This is a genomic window from Roseovarius sp. MMSF_3281, from assembly GCF_030733685.1.
GTDB lineage: Bacteria > Pseudomonadota > Alphaproteobacteria > Rhodobacterales > Rhodobacteraceae > Roseovarius.
The window spans coordinates 312573-329470 of the sequence record NZ_JASHIM010000002.1; the positions used below are offsets into that span (position 1 = coordinate 312573).

At 61.6% G+C, this 16898-nt stretch carries 13 protein-coding genes; 6 read left to right on the forward strand and 7 right to left on the reverse strand.

All coding sequences use genetic code 11. The features are described 5' to 3' along the window. The first annotated feature begins 21 nt into the window (after positions 1-21). Complete coding sequence (gene yaaA / locus RBB32_RS04185; RefSeq protein WP_306151422.1) at positions 22-783, forward strand: peroxide stress protein YaaA; 762 nt, start codon at positions 22-24, stop codon at positions 781-783. Here yaaA and RBB32_RS04190 read toward each other — a convergent pair whose 3' ends face one another. The 6 genes from RBB32_RS04190 to RBB32_RS04215 all read right to left on the reverse strand — a co-directional run bounded on the left by RBB32_RS04190 (position 784) and on the right by RBB32_RS04215 (position 9488). Beyond that, the gene (locus RBB32_RS04190; RefSeq protein WP_306151423.1) at positions 784-2970 is read right to left on the reverse strand and encodes a response regulator; all 2187 of its coding nucleotides are present in this window, start codon (positions 2968-2970) and stop codon (positions 784-786) included. It lies immediately after the preceding gene. 158 nt (positions 2971-3128) lie between these two features. Further along, complete coding sequence (locus RBB32_RS04195) at positions 3129-4304, reverse strand: acetyl-CoA C-acyltransferase family protein (RefSeq protein WP_306151424.1); 1176 nt, start codon at positions 4302-4304, stop codon at positions 3129-3131. Positions 4305-4482: 178 nt separating this feature from the next. After that, positions 4483-5211 carry a metallophosphoesterase family protein gene (locus RBB32_RS04200; RefSeq protein ID WP_306151425.1) on the reverse strand — a complete coding sequence of 243 codons (729 nt, stop codon included), beginning with the start codon at positions 5209-5211 and terminating at the stop codon, positions 4483-4485. Positions 5212-5316: 105 nt separating this feature from the next. Then, positions 5317-6912, reverse strand: a complete 1596-nt coding sequence (serA, locus tag RBB32_RS04205) for a phosphoglycerate dehydrogenase (RefSeq protein ID WP_306151426.1) — start codon at positions 6910-6912, stop codon at positions 5317-5319. A gap of 98 nt (positions 6913-7010) precedes the next feature. Continuing rightward, positions 7011-8165 carry a phosphoserine transaminase gene (locus RBB32_RS04210; protein ID WP_306151427.1) on the reverse strand — a complete coding sequence of 385 codons (1155 nt, stop codon included), beginning with the start codon at positions 8163-8165 and terminating at the stop codon, positions 7011-7013. A 372-nt stretch (positions 8166-8537) separates the two neighbouring features. Further along, positions 8538-9488: a GlxA family transcriptional regulator gene (locus RBB32_RS04215; protein ID WP_306151428.1), complete on the reverse strand. Its 951-nt coding sequence runs from the start codon at positions 9486-9488 to the stop codon at positions 8538-8540. A gap of 85 nt (positions 9489-9573) precedes the next feature. On the opposite strand from RBB32_RS04215, the gene RBB32_RS04220 reads away from it, so the two are divergent. The 5 genes from RBB32_RS04220 to RBB32_RS04240 all read left to right on the forward strand — a co-directional run bounded on the left by RBB32_RS04220 (position 9574) and on the right by RBB32_RS04240 (position 15778). Then, on the forward strand, positions 9574-10824 hold the full coding sequence (locus RBB32_RS04220) for a sarcosine oxidase subunit beta family protein (RefSeq protein ID WP_306151429.1): 1251 nt from the start codon (positions 9574-9576) through the stop codon (positions 10822-10824). A 124-nt stretch (positions 10825-10948) separates the two neighbouring features. After that, a complete protein-coding gene (locus RBB32_RS04225) occupies positions 10949-11236 on the forward strand; it encodes a sarcosine oxidase subunit delta (protein ID WP_306151430.1) in 288 nt (95 codons plus the stop codon). Next, positions 11233-14181, forward strand: a complete 2949-nt coding sequence (locus tag RBB32_RS04230) for a sarcosine oxidase subunit alpha family protein (protein ID WP_306151431.1) — start codon at positions 11233-11235, stop codon at positions 14179-14181. Before RBB32_RS04225 ends, RBB32_RS04230 begins: the two co-directional genes overlap by 4 nt. After that, a complete protein-coding gene (locus tag RBB32_RS04235; RefSeq protein WP_306151432.1) occupies positions 14174-14737 on the forward strand; it encodes a sarcosine oxidase subunit gamma in 564 nt (187 codons plus the stop codon). Before RBB32_RS04230 ends, RBB32_RS04235 begins: the two co-directional genes overlap by 8 nt. Positions 14738-14779: 42 nt before the next feature. Beyond that, positions 14780-15778, forward strand: a complete 999-nt coding sequence (locus RBB32_RS04240) for a helix-turn-helix domain-containing protein (protein ID WP_306151433.1) — start codon at positions 14780-14782, stop codon at positions 15776-15778. 100 nt (positions 15779-15878) lie between these two features. Here RBB32_RS04240 and RBB32_RS04245 read toward each other — a convergent pair whose 3' ends face one another. After that, on the reverse strand, positions 15879-16811 hold the full coding sequence (locus RBB32_RS04245; RefSeq protein WP_306151434.1) for a DMT family transporter: 933 nt from the start codon (positions 16809-16811) through the stop codon (positions 15879-15881). Positions 16812-16898: the final 87 nt, after the last annotated feature.

Consider the following 16898-nt stretch of genomic DNA (forward strand, 5'->3'; position numbering starts at 1 on the left):
GCTGAATATAGGGAATTCGGAATGCTTGTTGTTGTCTCGCCCGCCAAGAAAATGAACATGGACCCGGTTGAGGGGATCAGCCCCACGCGCCCCGCGTTTCAAACCGAGGCCGATGATCTGGCGAAGGTGGCGCGCGGGCTGTCGGTGGATGACCTGCAAAAGCTGATGAAGATCAGCGAAAGCCTTGCCAAGCTGAACCGCGACCGGTTCAGCGATTTCGGCGAGATGGAGGAGAAACCGGCGGCACTCGCCTTTGCCGGGGATACCTATCAAGGGCTTGAGGCGGCCTCGCTCGACGCAGATGAAATGGCTTGGGCGCAGGATCATTTCCGCATCCTGTCGGGCCTTTACGGCGTGCTGCGCCCGCTGGACGCGATCCAGCCCTATCGCCTTGAAATGGGCAGCCGGTTGAAGACCGAGAAGGGCAAGACGCTTTATGACTATTGGGGTGACAAGATTGCCAAGGCCCTCAGGGCGCAGGCGGACGAGGTGAAAACCGATATCCTCGTCAATTGCGCCAGTCAGGAATATTTCGGCGCTGTCGACCTGAAGGCCCTTGGTTTGCGGGTGATTACCCCGGTCTTCATGGAAGACAAACCCGGCGGCCCCAAGATCGTCAGCTTCTATGCCAAAAAGGCGCGCGGGGCCATGGCGCGTTATATCATTCAACAGCGCCTGACCAATGCGCAGGCCCTGACCGAGTTCGATACCGGCGGCTATCAATACCGTCCAGAATTGTCCGAAGCCGACAAGCCCGTTTTCGTGCGCGCCGCCGACGCCTGATCACGGCGCCGGGTCGCGCGCACCCTCGGGCCGCGCGCGTGAAATGTGATCAATCAACTGGGCCTTGCGCAGGGGTTTGGTCAGGTAGTGATCCAACCCTGCCGCAAGAATATCGGCATCGTCACCATCCATGGCATGGGCCGTCATGGCGACAATCGGTACATGATCATTGCCACCTTCAAGCGCACGGATGGCACCGGTTGCTTGCTTGCCGTCCATACCCGGCATGGAGATATCCATGAAGATCACGTCCGGCGCGAAGCTTTGGAACAGGTTCACGGCCTCTTTGCCGTTCTCGGCAAATTGTAATTCGATATCGAGTGCCTGAACCATCTTGGAAAAGACCAGCCTGTTGGTCTTGTTATCCTCGGCGGCCAAGACCCGGACGGCGCGTGCGGTGCCTTGTAACGGGGTCTTGTCTTGGGGCGGGGGGGCCTTGCCCTCGGCGTGGGCGGGTGGTCCGGGCGCGTTTGTTTCTATCGTACGCAGAGCATCGAGCAATTCCCGCCGCGCCACCGGTTTTTGAAGCACCGCCGCAAGATGCCGCCGCATGGGATCGTTCATGGCGCTGCCAGTGTTCGGGGTCAGCACGATCACCGGTGTGTCATCCCCCTTGGCGCGCAGGACCTCGGCCATTTCCATACCATCCAAATCGGCCATGTGATGATCGGTCACGACAAGGTCTGTCCCATCCTCCAAGGCAGTAAGCGCGTCTTTGCCGCTGGCGCAACTTCTTACTGTCAGGCCAAGCGCAGAGAGTTGCTTTTCAAGGATTCCCCGGCTCAGGTCGTGCGGCTCAACCAGCAGGGCATGGCGTAGGCCCTCGGGGACAATCGGATCAATGGCATCGGCATCTTCGGCCAAGGGCAACGTGACCGTGAAGCCAAAACAACTGCCTGTCCCCTCGTCCGATTCAACCCAGATATCGCCGCCCATGAGCCCGATCAGTTTCTTGGAAATGGCCAGTCCAAGGCCGGTGCCTTCAAACTTGCGGTCGCGTTCACCGTCAACCTGATTGAATTCCCCGAATACATGATCAACCTTGTTCGCCGGAATGCCGATACCCGTATCCTCGACCGATATGTGCAAACGGCAGGTGCCATTTTCGGCAATCCCGGTGACCCGAACGATGACATGCCCGGTTTCGGTGAACTTCACCGCGTTGCCCACAAGGTTCGTCAGAACTTGCCGTATTCGCCCCGGATCACCGATCAGCTTGGTGGGCAGGAACATGTCGTAATCCACCAGCAGATCCAGCCCCTTGTCGCGGGCATTGGCCTGCAACAGCAAGACAAGCTCATGAATGGAGCGTTCCAAATCGAAGGTATCGGCATGCAGCGTCAGCTTTTCCGCCTCGATCTTTGAGTAATCCAAAACGTCGTTGATGATGACCAGCAACGCCTCTGCCGAGTTGCGGATCGTGTTGGTGTATAACAGTTGTTCCTTGTTCAGGTCGGTTTCCTTGAGGAGGTCGGCCATGCCCACCACCCCGTTCATCGGAGTGCGGATTTCATGGCTCATATTGGCAAGAAAGGTGGATTTGGCACGGCTGGCTGCCTCGGCGGTGCGGCGTGCGTCCTTGAGGCGTTGTTCATACCTGATGGTATCGGTGATATTGAGCGCAAGGTTGACCACGTCGCCGCCATGGCCGCGCTGATCGATCAGCTTGATATATTCGCCGGACCAAAGGCGAATGACATGCGGTTCGGGGTTTGGGCTTTGCCATCTGTCCAGCATCTCTTCGCGCCAAGCCGCCGGGGGCATCTCGCCTATGTCGATGACCCCCTCCTCGGTCGCGAACTGCAGGATTTCGATATAGGAAATACCGGGTTGAAGCGCCTCAAGCCCGTCGAAAACCGATAGCCACGCATGGTTGGCGGCGATCATCCGGCTATCGGCGTCAAAGAAGGCAAAGCCATCCTGAATGGCCTCGATGGAATGCCAAAGGCGGCGTTCGGCGACTTCGATCTTTTGATTGGCTTCAGTCAGGTCGGATTTCACGCGGCGGTTTTCATCGCGGACGTTTTCCACCTCGGCCCGGGTTTCGACGATTTCATCCGAGAGTTTGCGCGCGTGATGGCCCAGTTTGCGGTTCGCGGCCTGAAGCTCGGCCTGTTTTTGTTCCAACAGCCGTTCGGCGGCGAGGCGCGCGCGCCGTTCTTGCGATAGTTTGTTGGCAAGGCTCATGCCCCGTCCTCCGCCGTGCCCACTTGGGTCGTCTGGAAGGACATTCCGGCATTATGGTGAACAACCGCTTAAACTTGGGCGATTTGGGCGGCAGAGGGCCATGGCGCAGCGCGGTGATGCGCCATGGCGATTTTCAACGCTCTGAGCGATCCTGATGATCAGAGGCGCTCTAGCGCGATGGCAATACCTTGTCCGCCACCGATGCACATAGTCACAAGGCCGCGTTTGCCGCCAATGCGCTCAAGCTCATAAAGGGCTTTGAGGGTGATGATGGCGCCGGTAGCCCCCACAGGGTGACCAAGCGCGATGGCCCCGCCGTTGGGATTTACGCGGGCGGGGTCAAGGCCCAGTTCCTTGTTCACGGCAAGGGCTTGGGCGGCGAAGGCCTCGTTGCTTTCGATCACATCGAAATCGCTTGCCGATAGCCCTGTCTTGGCCAGCAGGTTCTGTACCGCCGGCACCGGGCCGATGCCCATGACCTCGGGGCGCACACCGGCGTGGGCATAGCCAAGGATGCGTGCCTTGGGCTTGAGGCCTGCGGCCTTTGCGGCCTCGGCACGGGCCAGTACCATGGCCGCCGCACCGTCGTTGATTCCGCTGGCATTTCCGGCGGTTACGCTGCCGTCCTTCTGGAAGGCGGGTCGCAACCCGGCAAGGGTTTCGGGGGTGGTGGGCTTGGGGTGTTCATCGGTGTCGAAGGGCACCATGTCGCGTTTGACGCGGACATCGATGGGCGCGATCTGATCCTTGAAATACCCCGCCTCGATCGCCTTGGCCGCGCGCGCCTGACTTTCGGCGGCGAAGGCGTCTTGCTCTTCGCGGGTCACCTTATGCTCGGATGCCACGTTCTCGGCGGTGATGCCCATGTGGCCGGTGCCGAAGGGACAGTTCAAGGCCCCCAGCATCATGTCGAGCGTTTTGACATCGCCCATCTTCGCGCCCCAGCGTTGATCGGGGATGATGAAGGGTGAACGGCTCATCGACTCGGCACCGCCTGCCACGGCGAAATCCGCATCGTCCAGCATCAGGGATTGTGCTGCAGAAACAATGGCTTGCGCGCCCGATCCGCAAAGGCGATTGACGTTCATCGCCGGAACGGTATCCGGGATACCCGCATCCATCGCGGCCACGCGCGAAAGGTACATATCGCGCGGCTCGGTGTTGATGACATGGCCGAAGACCACGTGACCAACCTGTGCCGGTTCAATGCCCGACCGCTCCATCGCGGCCTTGGTGACATGGGCGCCCAACTGGCTTGGCGGGGTCCCGGCGAGGCTTCCGCCGAAGGTGCCGATGGCAGTGCGCGCGCCGTCCAGAATCACGATATCGGTCATGGGTGCTTTCCTGTTTTCCGTGGTTTGACCAAAGCCTATCCGCAGGCCGGACGGGAAGGCAAATGGAACGCCTCGTCATTCGTACGAGTCGTACGACAAAGAGGGGTGTTTCGTACGAAACCCAGCCGCTTTACCGCCCTCGTCGTACGAGTCGTACGAAAACCGGGCGAAAGATGGGTCAGGCATCGGGCAAAAGTGGGTCTCGCCCGCTGGTCGTCAGCAGCCAAACGCTGCCTTCTTCGATCACTGCCGGACGAAGCGGACGGCCCCAGCCTGTCCCGCCATCCAGATTGACGCGGTTGCCATGATGACGCGGGGCCTCAAGCGCGGTATGGCCGTGGATCACCAAGGCCCCGTGATCGCGGGGGTCGGACAAGAAGGGTTCGCGAATCCACATCAGGTCTTCGGCGGTTTGGTCCGGCAGGGGAACTCCGGGGCGCAGGCCCGCATGCATGAAGATCAGGCCGGGTTCTTGATGAAAAAGAGGGCAAGCCAGCAGAAAATCCCGGTGCGCGGTTGGCACCTTGTCGTGGGTCTCGGCCAGGATTTGCGCATCGTCTTTGCCGTCGATCGAAATTCCGTAGCTGGCAAGCGTGGCATCGCCGCCAAGCCGCTTGGCCCACCATGGCAGGTCCGGGTGGCCCTTGCTGGTATAGACCTCACCAGCGTCGAAGAAACGCGGCAGGTAGGTATCGTGATTGCCGCGCAGGGTGATCCAATCGCGGCCCTGTGCCTGACCGTCGATCAAGGTGTCGATCACCCCGCGGCTATCGGGGCCGCGGTCGATATAATCCCCCAGAAAGACCACAGGCGCATCGCGCCCGCCATCCGCCTCGATCAGCGAGAGCGCTTGATCAAGAAAATCCTTTTGTCCGTGAATGTCGGGGATCGCGTAAATCGGTTGCATGGTCGAAGTGTGACGCTGCATCGACGTCTTGAAAAGACTTCGGACCGATTTTTGTGAAAAGAAATCGGGGCGCCGTGGTAAGCGCCCCGATCAGAATTCAGGCTGTTAAGCCACGTCGAATTGCAGGGCGCGGATTTGCTGGAATTTATCCGTCGCCTCAAGTTTCTTGATCACCTCGGGCGAGACCTGTGCATCGATGTAAAGAAGCGCGATGGCTTCCGCCCCGGCGGCCGAGCGGCCAAGGGTGAAGTTGGCGATGTTGACGCCGTGTTCGCCCATGGTCTGACCCAGGGTGCCGATGATGCCCGGCTCGTCGTTGTTGGTGGTGTAAAGCATATGCGCGCCGATCTCGGCGTCGATGTTGATGCCCTTGATCTGGATGAAGCGTGGCTTGCCATCCGAGAAGACCGTACCGCCGATGGAGCGTTCACGCTTGTCCGTGACCACGGTCAGTTTGATGTAGCCCTCGAACGCGCCCGACTTGTCCTGCTTGGTGGTCGAGATCTTGATGCCGCGTTCCTTGGCCACCACCGGGGCGGAGACCATGTTCACCTCGGGGTTCACCGATTTCATGATGCCGGCCACAGCCGAGCATGTCAGCGCCTCAAGGTTCATGTCCGAGACAACACCATCGTAAAGGATGTTGATGGCCTTGATCGGCTCGTCGGTCATCTGGCCGATAAAGCTGCCGAGGTGATCCGAAAGCTTGATCCACGGGCCCATGACCTTGGCCTCTTCGGCGGTCACCGACGGCATGTTCAGCGCGTTGGTCACGGCCCCGGTCAGCAGGTAATCCGACATCTGCTCGGCCACCTGAAGGGCCACGTTTTCCTGTGCCTCGGTGGTGGCGGCCCCGAGGTGCGGGGTGCAGACCACGTTGGGCAGGTTGAAAAGCGGGTTATCCTTGGCCGGTTCTTCGGCGAAGACGTCAAAGCCCGCGCCCGCCACATGGCCGGATTTCAGCAGTTCGGCCAGTGCCGCCTCGTCCACAAGGCCACCACGCGCACAGTTGATGATGCGCACGCCCTTCTTGGTTTTCTCAAGGTTTTCCTTGGACAGGATGTTGCGCGTCTGATCGGTCAGCGGCACGTGCAGGGTGATGAAATCGGCGCGGGTCAGAAGCTCGTCCAGTTCCACCTTTTCGACGCCCATCTTGTCGGCCTTTTCCTGACCAAGGAAGGGATCAAAGGCGATGACCTTCATCTTCAGGCCACGGGCACGGTCGCAGACGATACCGCCGATGTTGCCCGCGCCGATGACGCCAAGGGTTTTGCCGGTGAGTTCGGTGCCCATGAACTTGGATTTTTCCCATTTGCCCGCGTGGGTCGAGGCCGAGGCCTCGGGGATTTGACGGGCCACGGAAAACATCATGGCGATGGCGTGTTCGGCGGTGGTGATCATGTTGCCGAAGGGGGTGTTCATGACGATCACACCCTTTTTCGACGCGGCCTCTTTATCGACGTTGTCGGTGCCGATACCGGCGCGGCCCACGACCTTGAGGTTGGTGGCGGCCTCAAGGATGGTCGGGGTGACCTTGGTGGCCGAGCGGATGGCAAGGCCATCGTATTGGCCGATCACCTCGGCCAGCTTTTCCTTGTCTTTCCCGAGGTCGGGCATGAAATCCACGTCAATGCCACGGTCGCGGAAGATTTGAACGGCGGTTTCCGAGAGTTTGTCGGAGACGAGTACTTTGGGAGCCATGGTTCTGGTCCTTATGAGAATTCTGGGGATACACGCCCCGGGCATGACCCGGGGCTTCGCTGTGCTTGAGGTCCCGGGGCGGTCCCGGGACGGGATGATCAGGCGGCTTCGGTCTGCGCCTCGATCTCGGCCTCGAAGGCCCATTTGATCCAGGGCATGAGGGCCGCAACATCCGTCGTTTCGACCGTCCCGCCACACCAGATGCGCAGGCCCGCCGGGGCATCGCGATAGGCGCCGATATCATAGGCCACGCCTTCGGCATCCAGCCGCTTGACGATGGCCTTGGCGAAAGCCGCGCCATCGGTGATGCGGTCATCGGTGAACTTCAGGCAGACCGAGGTGTTCGAGCGGATCGCCGGATCGTCGACCAGGAAGGCCAGCCAACTGTTCTCGGCCACGAAGCTTTGCACGGCAGCAAGGTTGGCATAGGCGCGTTCGCGCAGGCCTTCCATCCCACCGACCGAGCGCGCCCAGTCAAGCGCCAGCAGGTAATCTTCCACCGCCAGCATGGAGGGGGTGTTGATCGTCGCGCCTTCGAAAATCCCGTCGATCAGTTTGCCGCCCTTGGTCAGGCGGAAGATCTTGGGCAGGGGCCATGCGGGCGTGTAGTTTTCAAGGCGTTCCACCGCGCGGGGGCTGAGGATGATCATGCCATGCGCGGCCTCGCCGCCCAGAACCTTCTGCCAGCTAAAGGTGGTGACATCCAGTTTGTCCCACGGCAGGCGTTGGGCAAAAGCAGCGGAGGTGGCATCGCAGATGGTCAGGCCTTGGCGGTCGGATTTGATCCAGTCACCGTTCGGCACGCGCGCGCCCGAGGTAGTGCCGTTCCATGTAAAGACCACGTCATTGTCGGTATCGACGGTCGCGAGGTCCACGATCTCGCCATAGGGGGCTTCCTTGATCTCGGCATCCAGCTTGAGTTGCTTGACCGCGTCGGTGACCCAACCCGCGCCAAAGCTTTCCCAAGCCAGCATTTCGACCTTGCGTTCGCCCAGCAGGTTCCACATCGCCATTTCCACGGCGCCGGTGTCGGAGGCGGGGACGATGCCGATTTTATAGTCGGCGGGGATGCCCAGCACCTCGCGGGTGCCTTCGATGGCGGCCTTCAACTTGGCCTTGCCCACGGCGGCACGGTGACTGCGGCCCAGGGGCGCGTCACTTAGTTTGTCCAGCGAAAATGCGGGGGGTTTGGCACAGGGGCCAGAGGAAAAACGCGGATTACCCGGCCGCGTTGCCGGTTGTTCAATAGCCATTTTTGCTACCCTTCCAGATAAGCGCCCCTCGTTGGGGAGGGGTGTCCCACCGATGGAGATACGCCTCCCCTGAAAGAACAGCAATAGATACATGGGCCAAGGAGGCAGGAAAATGCGGGTCAATGAGGAACATTGCAGGAACGCAAGTTTCCGATTGGCACATATCCGACACAAAGCGCGACATCCTTGATGATCTAATGCAGGATGGGCCGGGTTTGTCGGCTTACGGCGTCAAGGACGCCAACAAGACGTATTACGATTGTCCGGGGCGTTAGAACGATCTGCCTGAGAACTTCTTTTCGACATTTCCATGGAGTTCACCGGCGTTCAGCGCAACGACCGGGCCTTTCGAAAAGAAGAAGACCGCGTGCCTTATCGGTAGTGCGACGGGGGCTGGCCGAAGTGTTGGGCGTAGACGCGCGAAAAGTGTGACGAGGAGGCGAAGCCAGCGGCCAGCGCGATTTGCGTGAGCGGGAGCGAGGAGTTGCGCAGCAGGCTTCGGGCGGTATCGAGGCGCAAGGCGCGGTAGAAACTCATGGTGGAGCGTCCGAGTTTATCCTGGAACAGCCGGTTGAGGTGGCGTGGGGAAACCCCGGCCATTTGGGCGAGGTCCTTGAGCGTGACCGGATCGGCGATATGGGTTTCCATGGCGGCCACGGCATCGAGAAGGGCGGGGTCGGTGGTGCCGAGGCGTTCAACGAGGCCGGCGCGTTGCGGGCCCATGGAGGGACGGACCTCGGTATGCATGAACCAGTCGCTGACGCTGCGGGCGAAGGGCGCGCCGTGATGGCGGGTGATCAGGGCATGCATCAGGTCCATCGGCGCGGTGCCGCCCGCGCAAGTGATACGGTCGCGGTCGATCACGTAGAGCGTGCGTTCGATGGCGAGGTGCGGCGAGATTTCCGCGAGGGCGGTGGCGTGTTCCCAGTGGACGGTCATGCGCCGCCCGTCCATCAGCCCGGCGCGGGCGAGGATCACCGGGCCGCCGGAAACGCCACCAAGGCGCGCGCCTTGCCGGGCCATGCGGGCCAGCCAGTTGGTGACGCGCGGGGTGTCGAAGCGGGTAGGGTCGCCGCCCGCGATGACGAAGAGGTAATCAAGGTCAAGATCATCGCCCACCTGCGCCTGTGGTGTCACGCTGGCGGTGCCGGAGCTGTGGATGGGGCTGCCCCCGTCGGTGATGTTGATCATCTCGTAAAGGGTATGCCCGGCGAGCAGGTTCGCGGCGCGCATCGGTTCGGTCAGCGATGCGTAGGACATGAGCGCGAAGCCATCGAGGGGCAGGAGGCCTATGCGGCGGGATGTTTCGGGTGATTTGGCCATAATGGGCAAGTACAAGGCCATTTTGGAAAAGTCTATGGAGTCATATCAGGGCATTTTGACCTGAGCAGACACGAGGTTTCCGACCATGCGCTATAGTGCTTTACGAATTCTCCGCGAGGGCCTGACCGGCAACAAGGGCTGGAAACCCGTTTGGCGGGAACCGGAACCCAAGGCCGAATATGACATCGTGATTGTTGGTGGCGGGGGGCATGGCCTTGCCACGGCGTATTACCTGGCCAAGGAATTCGGGCACAAGAATATAGCGGTGTTGGAAAAGGGCTGGCTGGGCTCGGGCAACATCGGGCGGAATACGACGATCATCCGCTCGAACTATATGCTGCCCGGCAACGAGCCGTTTTACGAGATGTCGCTGAAGCTGTGGGAAGGGTTGGAGCAGGACTTCAACTATAACGCCATGGTGAGCCAGCGGTCGATCCTGAACCTTTATCACAGTGACGCGCAGCGGGATGCCTTCGTGCGGCGGGCCAATGCGATGATGCTGGCCGGTGCCGATGCCGAGATTGCCGATGCCGATCAGTTGCGCGCCGAATTGCCGTTTCTGGATTTTGACAATGCGCGCTTTCCGATCAAGGGCGGCTTGTTCCAGCGGCGCGGCGGCACGGTGCGGCATGACGCGGTGGCTTGGGGCTATGCCCGCGGCGCGGATGCGCGGGGCGTGGACATTATTCAGAACTGCGAGGTCACGGGGTTTGACATTGAGAACGGCCATTGCACCGGCATGCAAACCTCGCGCGGGGCGATCCGGGCCAAGAAGGTGGCGGTTTGCGTGGCCGGGTCCTCGGGCCGGGTGATGGAAAAGGCGGGGATGCGCCTGCCCATCGAGAGCCATGTCTTGCAGGCCTTCGTGACCGAGGGTCTGAAGCCGGTGATCCCCGGGGTCATCACCTTTGGCGCGGGGCATTTTTATGTCAGCCAGTCGGACAAGGGCGGGTTGGTCTTTGGTGGCGATATCGACGGATACAATTCCTATGCGCAGCGCGGCAACCTGCCGGTGGTCGAGGACGTGGCCGAGGGCGGTATGGCGATCATGCCGATGATCGGGCGCGCGCGGTTGCTGCGGTCATGGGGCGGGATCATGGATATGTCGATGGATGGGTCGCCCTTCATCGACAAGACCCATGTGGACGGCCTCTATTTCAATGGCGGCTGGTGCTATGGCGGGTTCAAGGCGACCCCGGCGAGCGGATTTTGCTACGCGCATTTGCTGGCCCGCGATGAGCCGCATCCGGTGGCAGCGCAAATGCGGTTGGATCGGTTCATGAGCGGCAACCTGATCGACGAAAAAGGCGTGGGCAATCAGCCCAACCTGCATTGAGGTTCGCGATGTATCTTTTCTGCCTTTTGATCTTTGCCTTGTCTGTCCCGGGCTTGACCCGGAACCTTGCGGCCAACCAAGAGGCCCCGGGTCAAGCCCGGGGCGCGAAGCGGAGCGTTCTGCCATGATTATTCATCACCCATTGTTGGGCCCGCGCGATGCCGCGGAATTCGTTTACCTTGGCGATGCGAGCCTGATCGACCGGCCCGATTGGCAGGCCGAGGATGCGGCGCAAGCGTTCCACGCCTATGGCTATCTGCGGGATAACCCGGCAGGCGCGCATCAGGAGCTTTGGTATCACGAACAGGGCGACCGTTCGTGGCTTGTGGTGACACGGGACACCACGACGCATGAGATTACACAGGTGGAACTGGCCCGGGATGTGGCCCGGGTGCGGGGGCGTGACAAATGAGCCAGGATTATCGGATTGGCGGCGGTCAGGTGGACCGGACCCGCGAGATCACTTTCCGCTTTAACGGCAAGGCGATGCAGGGGCATCCGGGCGATACGCTGGCCTCGGCGCTGTTGGCGAATGGTCAAAAGCTGGTGGGGCGGTCGTTCAAGTATCACCGTCCGCGCGGGGTGTTCACTTCTGGGAGTGAAGAACCCAACGCCTTGGTGCAATTGCGCAGCGGCGCGCATCAGGAGCCGAATACACGGGCGACAACGGTGGAACTGTTCGAGGGCTTGAGCGCCACGAGCCAGAACCATCGTGGCCCCTTGGAATGGGACCTGATGGCGGTGACCGACCTGATGTCGCCCTTCCTGAGTGCCGGGTTCTATTACAAGACATTCATGTGGCCGCGCGCCTTTTGGGAGAAGTTTTATGAGCCGGTGATCCGGTCCTCGGCGGGTTTGGGCCGGCTGTCGATGCAGAATGACCCCGATCAATACGACAAGGGGTTCTTGCACTGTGACCTGTTGGTCGTCGGGGCCGGACCGTCGGGGTTGATGGCGGCGCTGACGGCGGCGCGCAGCGGTGCACGGGTCATCTTGGCCGATGAGGATTTCGCGCCCGGTGGGCGGCTTAATGCGGAAACGCTGGAACTGGGCGGTATGGCCGGGGCCGATTGGGCGGCGCAGGTTGTGGCGGAATTGGTTGATATGCCGAATGTCCGCCTCATGACGCGCACCACGGTTTACGGCGCTTATGACCACGGGATTTACGGCGCCTTGGAGCGCTGCACCGATCACTTGGCCGAGAGCGGCGGTAAGCCCCGGCAGATCCTGTGGCGGATTTATTCCAAGCGGGCGGTGCTGGCGGCGGGGGCAACCGAGCGGCCCATCGCCTTTGGCAACAACGACCGGCCCGGCGTGATGATGGCGGGGGCTGTGCGGGCCTATGTGAACCGCTTTGGCGTGACGCCGGGGCATCACGTGGCGGTGTTTACCAATAACGACGACGGCTGGCGCACGGCCAAGGATTTGACCGACAAGGGTGTCGAGGTGGTCGCGGTGATCGACAGTCGCGACAAACCGGCGGTTTGCGAGGTGCCCGGCGCGCGGCACGTGCGAGGTGCTGCGGTGATGGATACCGTGGGCCGCAAGGGCATCAAGTCGATCACCCTGACCGATGGGCAGGTGATCCCGGTGGATTGTCTGGCGGTGTCGGGCGGCTGGAACCCGAATGTGCATTTGACCTGCCACCAACGGGGCCGCCCCGAATGGCGCGACGATTTGCAGGCCTTCGTGCCCGGTGGCGCGCTGCCGCCCGGCATGGCCGTGGCAGGCGCGGCGAATGGGCAAATGACGCTGGCCGCCGCATTGGCCGAGGGTCAAGCGCAGGCCAAGGCGCAATTGGAGGCCTTGGACCATACGGTTGCGAATGTGGAGCTTCTACAGGCCGAGGATGAACCCCGCGAGGCCGCGGCCTTCTGGCATGTGAAGGACAGCAAGAAACGCGCCTGGGTCGATCAGCAGAACGATGTGACCGTCAAGGACGTGAAGCTGGCCAACCGCGAGGGCTTCCGCTCGGTCGAGTTGTTGAAACGGTACACGACGCTGGGCATGGCGACAGATCAGGGCAAGACCTCGAACATCGCGGGTCTGGCCATTCTGGCCGAGGAAGCGGGCAAGACCATCCCCGAGGTGGGCACAACGATTTTCCGCCCGCCCTATACGCCGGTGCCGATGGGTGCGCTGGGCGGTCGGGCGCGGGGCAAGGAGTTTCGCCCTTACCGTTTGACGCCAAGCCACAAATGGGCCGAGGAAAACGGCGCGACCTTCGTTGAGGTCGGCAATTGGCTTCGGGCGCAGTGGTTTGTGCGGGACGGCGAGAAAGGCTGGCGCGACTCGGTCGATCGCGAGGTCGAGATGACCCGCAACTCGGTTGGTATTTGCGATGTCACGACGCTGGGCAAGATCGACATTCAGGGGCGCGATGCCGCGGAATTCCTGAACAAGGTCTATGCCAATGGCTTTGCCAAGCTGCCGGTAGGCAAGGTGCGCTATGGCCTGATGCTGCGCGAGGATGGGATTGCCTATGACGATGGCACGACCGCGCGGATGGGCGAGAACCATTTCGTGATGACCACGACCACGGCAAACGCGGTTGTCGTTTTCCGCCGGTTGGAGTTTGCACGGCAATGCCTGTGGCCCAATCTGGACGTGCATTTGATTTCCACCACCGATGGCTGGGCGCAGTTTGCCGTGGCTGGTCCCAATTCCCGCAAGCTGTTGCAAAAGGTGGTGGACAAGGAACACGACCTGTCGAACGAAGCCTTCCCCTTCATGGCCTGTGGCGAGGTGATGGTGTGCGGCGGGATGCCGGCAAGGTTGTTCCGGATCTCGTTCTCGGGCGAGATGGCCTATGAAATCGCGGTTCCGGCACGCTATGGAAATTCCATGATGGATGTGCTGATGGAGGCCGGGCGTGAATTCGATGCGGTGCCGTATGGTACGGAGGCCCTTGGCGTTATGCGGATCGAGAAGGGCCATGCGGCGGGCAATGAGCTGAACGGTCAAACCACTGCGCATAACCTTGGCATGGGCCGGATGGTGAGCCAGAAGAAAGAGTGCATCGGTAACGTGTTGAGCCAGCGGCCCGAGATGGTCCGCGAGGATGCGGTGAAACTGATGGGGTTCAAACCGGTGAACCCGGCCGAGCCACTGATCGCGGGGATGCATTTCATCAACCGCAACGCCGTGGCCAATATGGACAACGATCAGGGCTGGATGACCTCGGTTGCCTATTCGCCCAGCCTTGGGCATTCCATCGGGCTTGGCTTTGTCAAAAGCGGCGATACCCGCAAGGGCGAGATCCTGCGCGCCGTTAGCCCCGTGCATGGGCGCGAGGTTCTTGTCGAGGTGGTTTCAGCCCATTTCATCGACCCGGAAGGAGAGCGTCTTCGTGCCTGAGTTCAGCTTGATATCGGCCCCGCCGTTGGCGGGCTATGACGAAACCCTTGGCGGCATCCGGTTGCGGGCGCCCGAGGGCTTGGCCATCGTTTCAATTGCCTTGCCCTTGGGGGGCGAGGCGGCAGCGGAAAAGGCGGTGAAATCCGCCTATGGCGCGGCACTTCCCGAGATGGGGCAATCGGTGTTGGCCGGTGACGCGCGGCTGGTGCGCTTGGGCGTGGATCAGGCTTTTGTCATTTTTGACCATACGGAACCGAATGCCGAAGGCGTGGTGGCCGGAAAGCTGAAGGACAAAGCCTATACCACAGATCAGACGGATGTTTGGGTGGGGCTTGAGATTTCCGGCGCGGGCTGTCGCGAGGCGCTTGAGCGGATTTGCCCGCTGGACCTGCACCCCGATGCCTTTGCGGTCAACCAAGCGGCGCGGACGGTGATGGAGCATCTGGGCGTGTTGATCATCCGCACCGGCGAGGCGGCATACCTGTTGCTGTCGGCCTCGTCCTCGGCGGGGACGTTCCAGCATGCGCTGCACCAATCCATGAAGAACGTCAGCTAAGGGCGCGCGGGCACGGGGCCTGTCAGGGAAAGGAATTTCGCGATGTATCATGAAAACCTTGAGACAGACCGGCCTGCGATTCCCGGCCCGTCGCTGGCCAAGCGAAGCCTTGCGGGCGAGTTTGTTTTCATCAGTCAGGACGCGAGCCTTGGTTTTGCCGCTGAGGCCTGTATCGACGTGCTACGTTCGGCCAATCGGTTGATCGGGCGCGAGGCCTATGGGTGGCGGCATCTGCGCAGCGAGGAGGTGCTTGATGGTCAGGATGGCCCGCTTTGTGGCCCCGATCAGGTTCTGGTCTTGGTCGGCGGGATGGAGCGCGCATGGCGGCCCGGTGAGGCGCGCCTGAAGGCCTTGCGCGCAGCGATGCGTAGCGCCGCGCGGGTTTGCGTTGTGGGGGCGGCGGTTTTCGTGCCGCTGACGGCGGGGGTGCTTGGCCCCAAGCGCCTGGCGGTGCACCCGAACTTTCGCCCCGGGGTCGAGGAACTGGGCCGTGGTCTTGAACTGGAGGATGCGGCGACTTGTCATCACAAGGCCTTGTCGAGCGCGATCAGCCCGGTGGCGGCACTGCGGATGATCGTGGAGCTGGTGGGGGCGCGCGATGGTGCGTTCACCCGTGCGGCCCTGTCGAAATATATCGGCATCAGCGAACCCGATTGCGGCACGGATGCGGGCGAGCATTGGCGTTACAAGCGGATGGCGCAGGGCGATCCGGTGATCGTTGACGCCTTGCAGATCATGTTGGACCATCTGGAGGATACCCTGACGGTGGGGCAGATTGCCGATTTGTTGGGTGTCTCGCCCCGGAAACTGGAGCGGGGATTTCGCGATTTGCTCAAGCAATCGCCGCTGAAGGTGTATCGCGACATGCGGCTGGAACGGGCGCATCGCCTTTTGGAGCAGACGCCGATGCCCTTGGGCGAAATCGCGGTGGCCTGTGGGTTTTCCAACGTGACCCTGATGAAGACGTGGTTTCATCGAAAATACGGCGCACCGCCCGAGGCGGTGCGCCGTCATGCCTTTGCCGGCGGGTGCGCGGCTTAAAGCGTTTCCAGTTATTGTTGCATCACCAATACCCTGTCATGCCTACGGCCTTCTCGGGACATTGGTGATGCACCTTGGTTCAATGTAAACTGGATAGGCTTTAGGGTGGTGTGACGGGGCGGTTCTTGCGCTCAAGCTGTCGCTCAAGCTGGCGTTCGCGGAAGAAGACGTAGAGGCCAGAGGCGACGATCAGGGCAATGCCCCCGAAGCTGAGCGCGTTGGGCAGATCGTTGAAAATCCAGTAGCCAAGGGCCGTGGCGGCGACGATTTCGAGATATTGCAGCGGCGCCAGAAGCGAGGCGGGCGCAAGCGAGAGTGCGAAGCTGATACAGACGTGGCTGATCGTGGCGATGATGCCGAGGCCCACGAGGAACCAGATATCGCCCCCGGAGGGCCAGCTTGGATCAAGCGGGCCGATGCCGGAGCCATCGGCCATGGCAAGGATCGGCAGGGCGAGGATCAGCGCGGCGGTGCCGGTATAGACCTGAAGGGTGATCGGGTGCATGCGGGTCGCCATGCGCCGCGTCAGGATCATGTAGAAGGCAAAGCAAAGGGCGGTGACCAGCGGCAGAAGGGCCACCGGGCCGACCTTCTGAAAACTGGGCTGGATGATGAGAAGCGCGCCCGCGAAGCCGACGGCGCAGGCGATATAGCGGCGCGGGCCGATCGGCTCACCCAAGAGAACCCCGCCCATGAGCGTCAGGATGAAGGGCTCCACGAAGAAGATCGCGATGGCATCGGCGATGGGCATGAAGCGCAGGGCGGTGAAGAAACAGGCCGTGGCGACAAGCAGAAGCACGCCGCGAACGAGGTGCAGGGCAACCTCGCCCCCGCGCGGGCGGTGCAGCCAGCCGAACACGGCGGCCAAGGGCAGCAAAAGCGCCACTTGGAAAATGAACCGAATGGCGGCGACTTGGCCGATGGCGATGTCGTGGCTGGTCAGCTTGGCAAAGCTGTCTTGCAGCGGGGCCAGCACGCAAAACCCCACCATGAGCAGAATACCAAGCGAGGCGGTGGCGGTGTTTTGCGACATGGGGGCGGGCCTTCTATTCGGGTCTTGGCCCACGTTCATCAAAAGCGGCGGATTGTCAAAGGGGGACGGGGCAAGGCGTTTCGAAAC

Bases quoted from the DNA above. Each gene is read 5' to 3' on its own strand.
- RBB32_RS04200 (WP_306151425.1), bottom strand. From the start codon at position 5,211: ATGCAACCGATTTACGCGATCCCCGACATTCACGGACAAAAGGATTTT.
- serA (WP_306151426.1), bottom strand. From the start codon at position 6,912: ATGGCTCCCAAAGTACTCGTCTCCGACAAACTCTCGGAAACCGCCGTT.
- RBB32_RS04240 (WP_306151433.1), top strand. From the start codon at position 14,780: ATGTATCATGAAAACCTTGAGACAGACCGGCCTGCGATTCCCGGCCCG.
- RBB32_RS04195 (WP_306151424.1), bottom strand. From the start codon at position 4,304: ATGACCGATATCGTGATTCTGGACGGCGCGCGCACTGCCATCGGCACC.
- RBB32_RS04225 (WP_306151430.1), top strand. From the start codon at position 10,949: ATGATTATTCATCACCCATTGTTGGGCCCGCGCGATGCCGCGGAATTC.
- RBB32_RS04230 (WP_306151431.1), top strand. From the start codon at position 11,233: ATGAGCCAGGATTATCGGATTGGCGGCGGTCAGGTGGACCGGACCCGC.
- RBB32_RS04245 (WP_306151434.1), bottom strand. From the start codon at position 16,811: ATGTCGCAAAACACCGCCACCGCCTCGCTTGGTATTCTGCTCATGGTG.
- RBB32_RS04215 (WP_306151428.1), bottom strand. From the start codon at position 9,488: ATGGCCAAATCACCCGAAACATCCCGCCGCATAGGCCTCCTGCCCCTC.
- RBB32_RS04190 (WP_306151423.1), bottom strand. From the start codon at position 2,970: ATGAGCCTTGCCAACAAACTATCGCAAGAACGGCGCGCGCGCCTCGCC.
- yaaA (WP_306151422.1), top strand. From the start codon at position 22: ATGCTTGTTGTTGTCTCGCCCGCCAAGAAAATGAACATGGACCCGGTT.
- RBB32_RS04220 (WP_306151429.1), top strand. From the start codon at position 9,574: ATGCGCTATAGTGCTTTACGAATTCTCCGCGAGGGCCTGACCGGCAAC.
- RBB32_RS04210 (WP_306151427.1), bottom strand. From the start codon at position 8,165: ATGGCTATTGAACAACCGGCAACGCGGCCGGGTAATCCGCGTTTTTCC.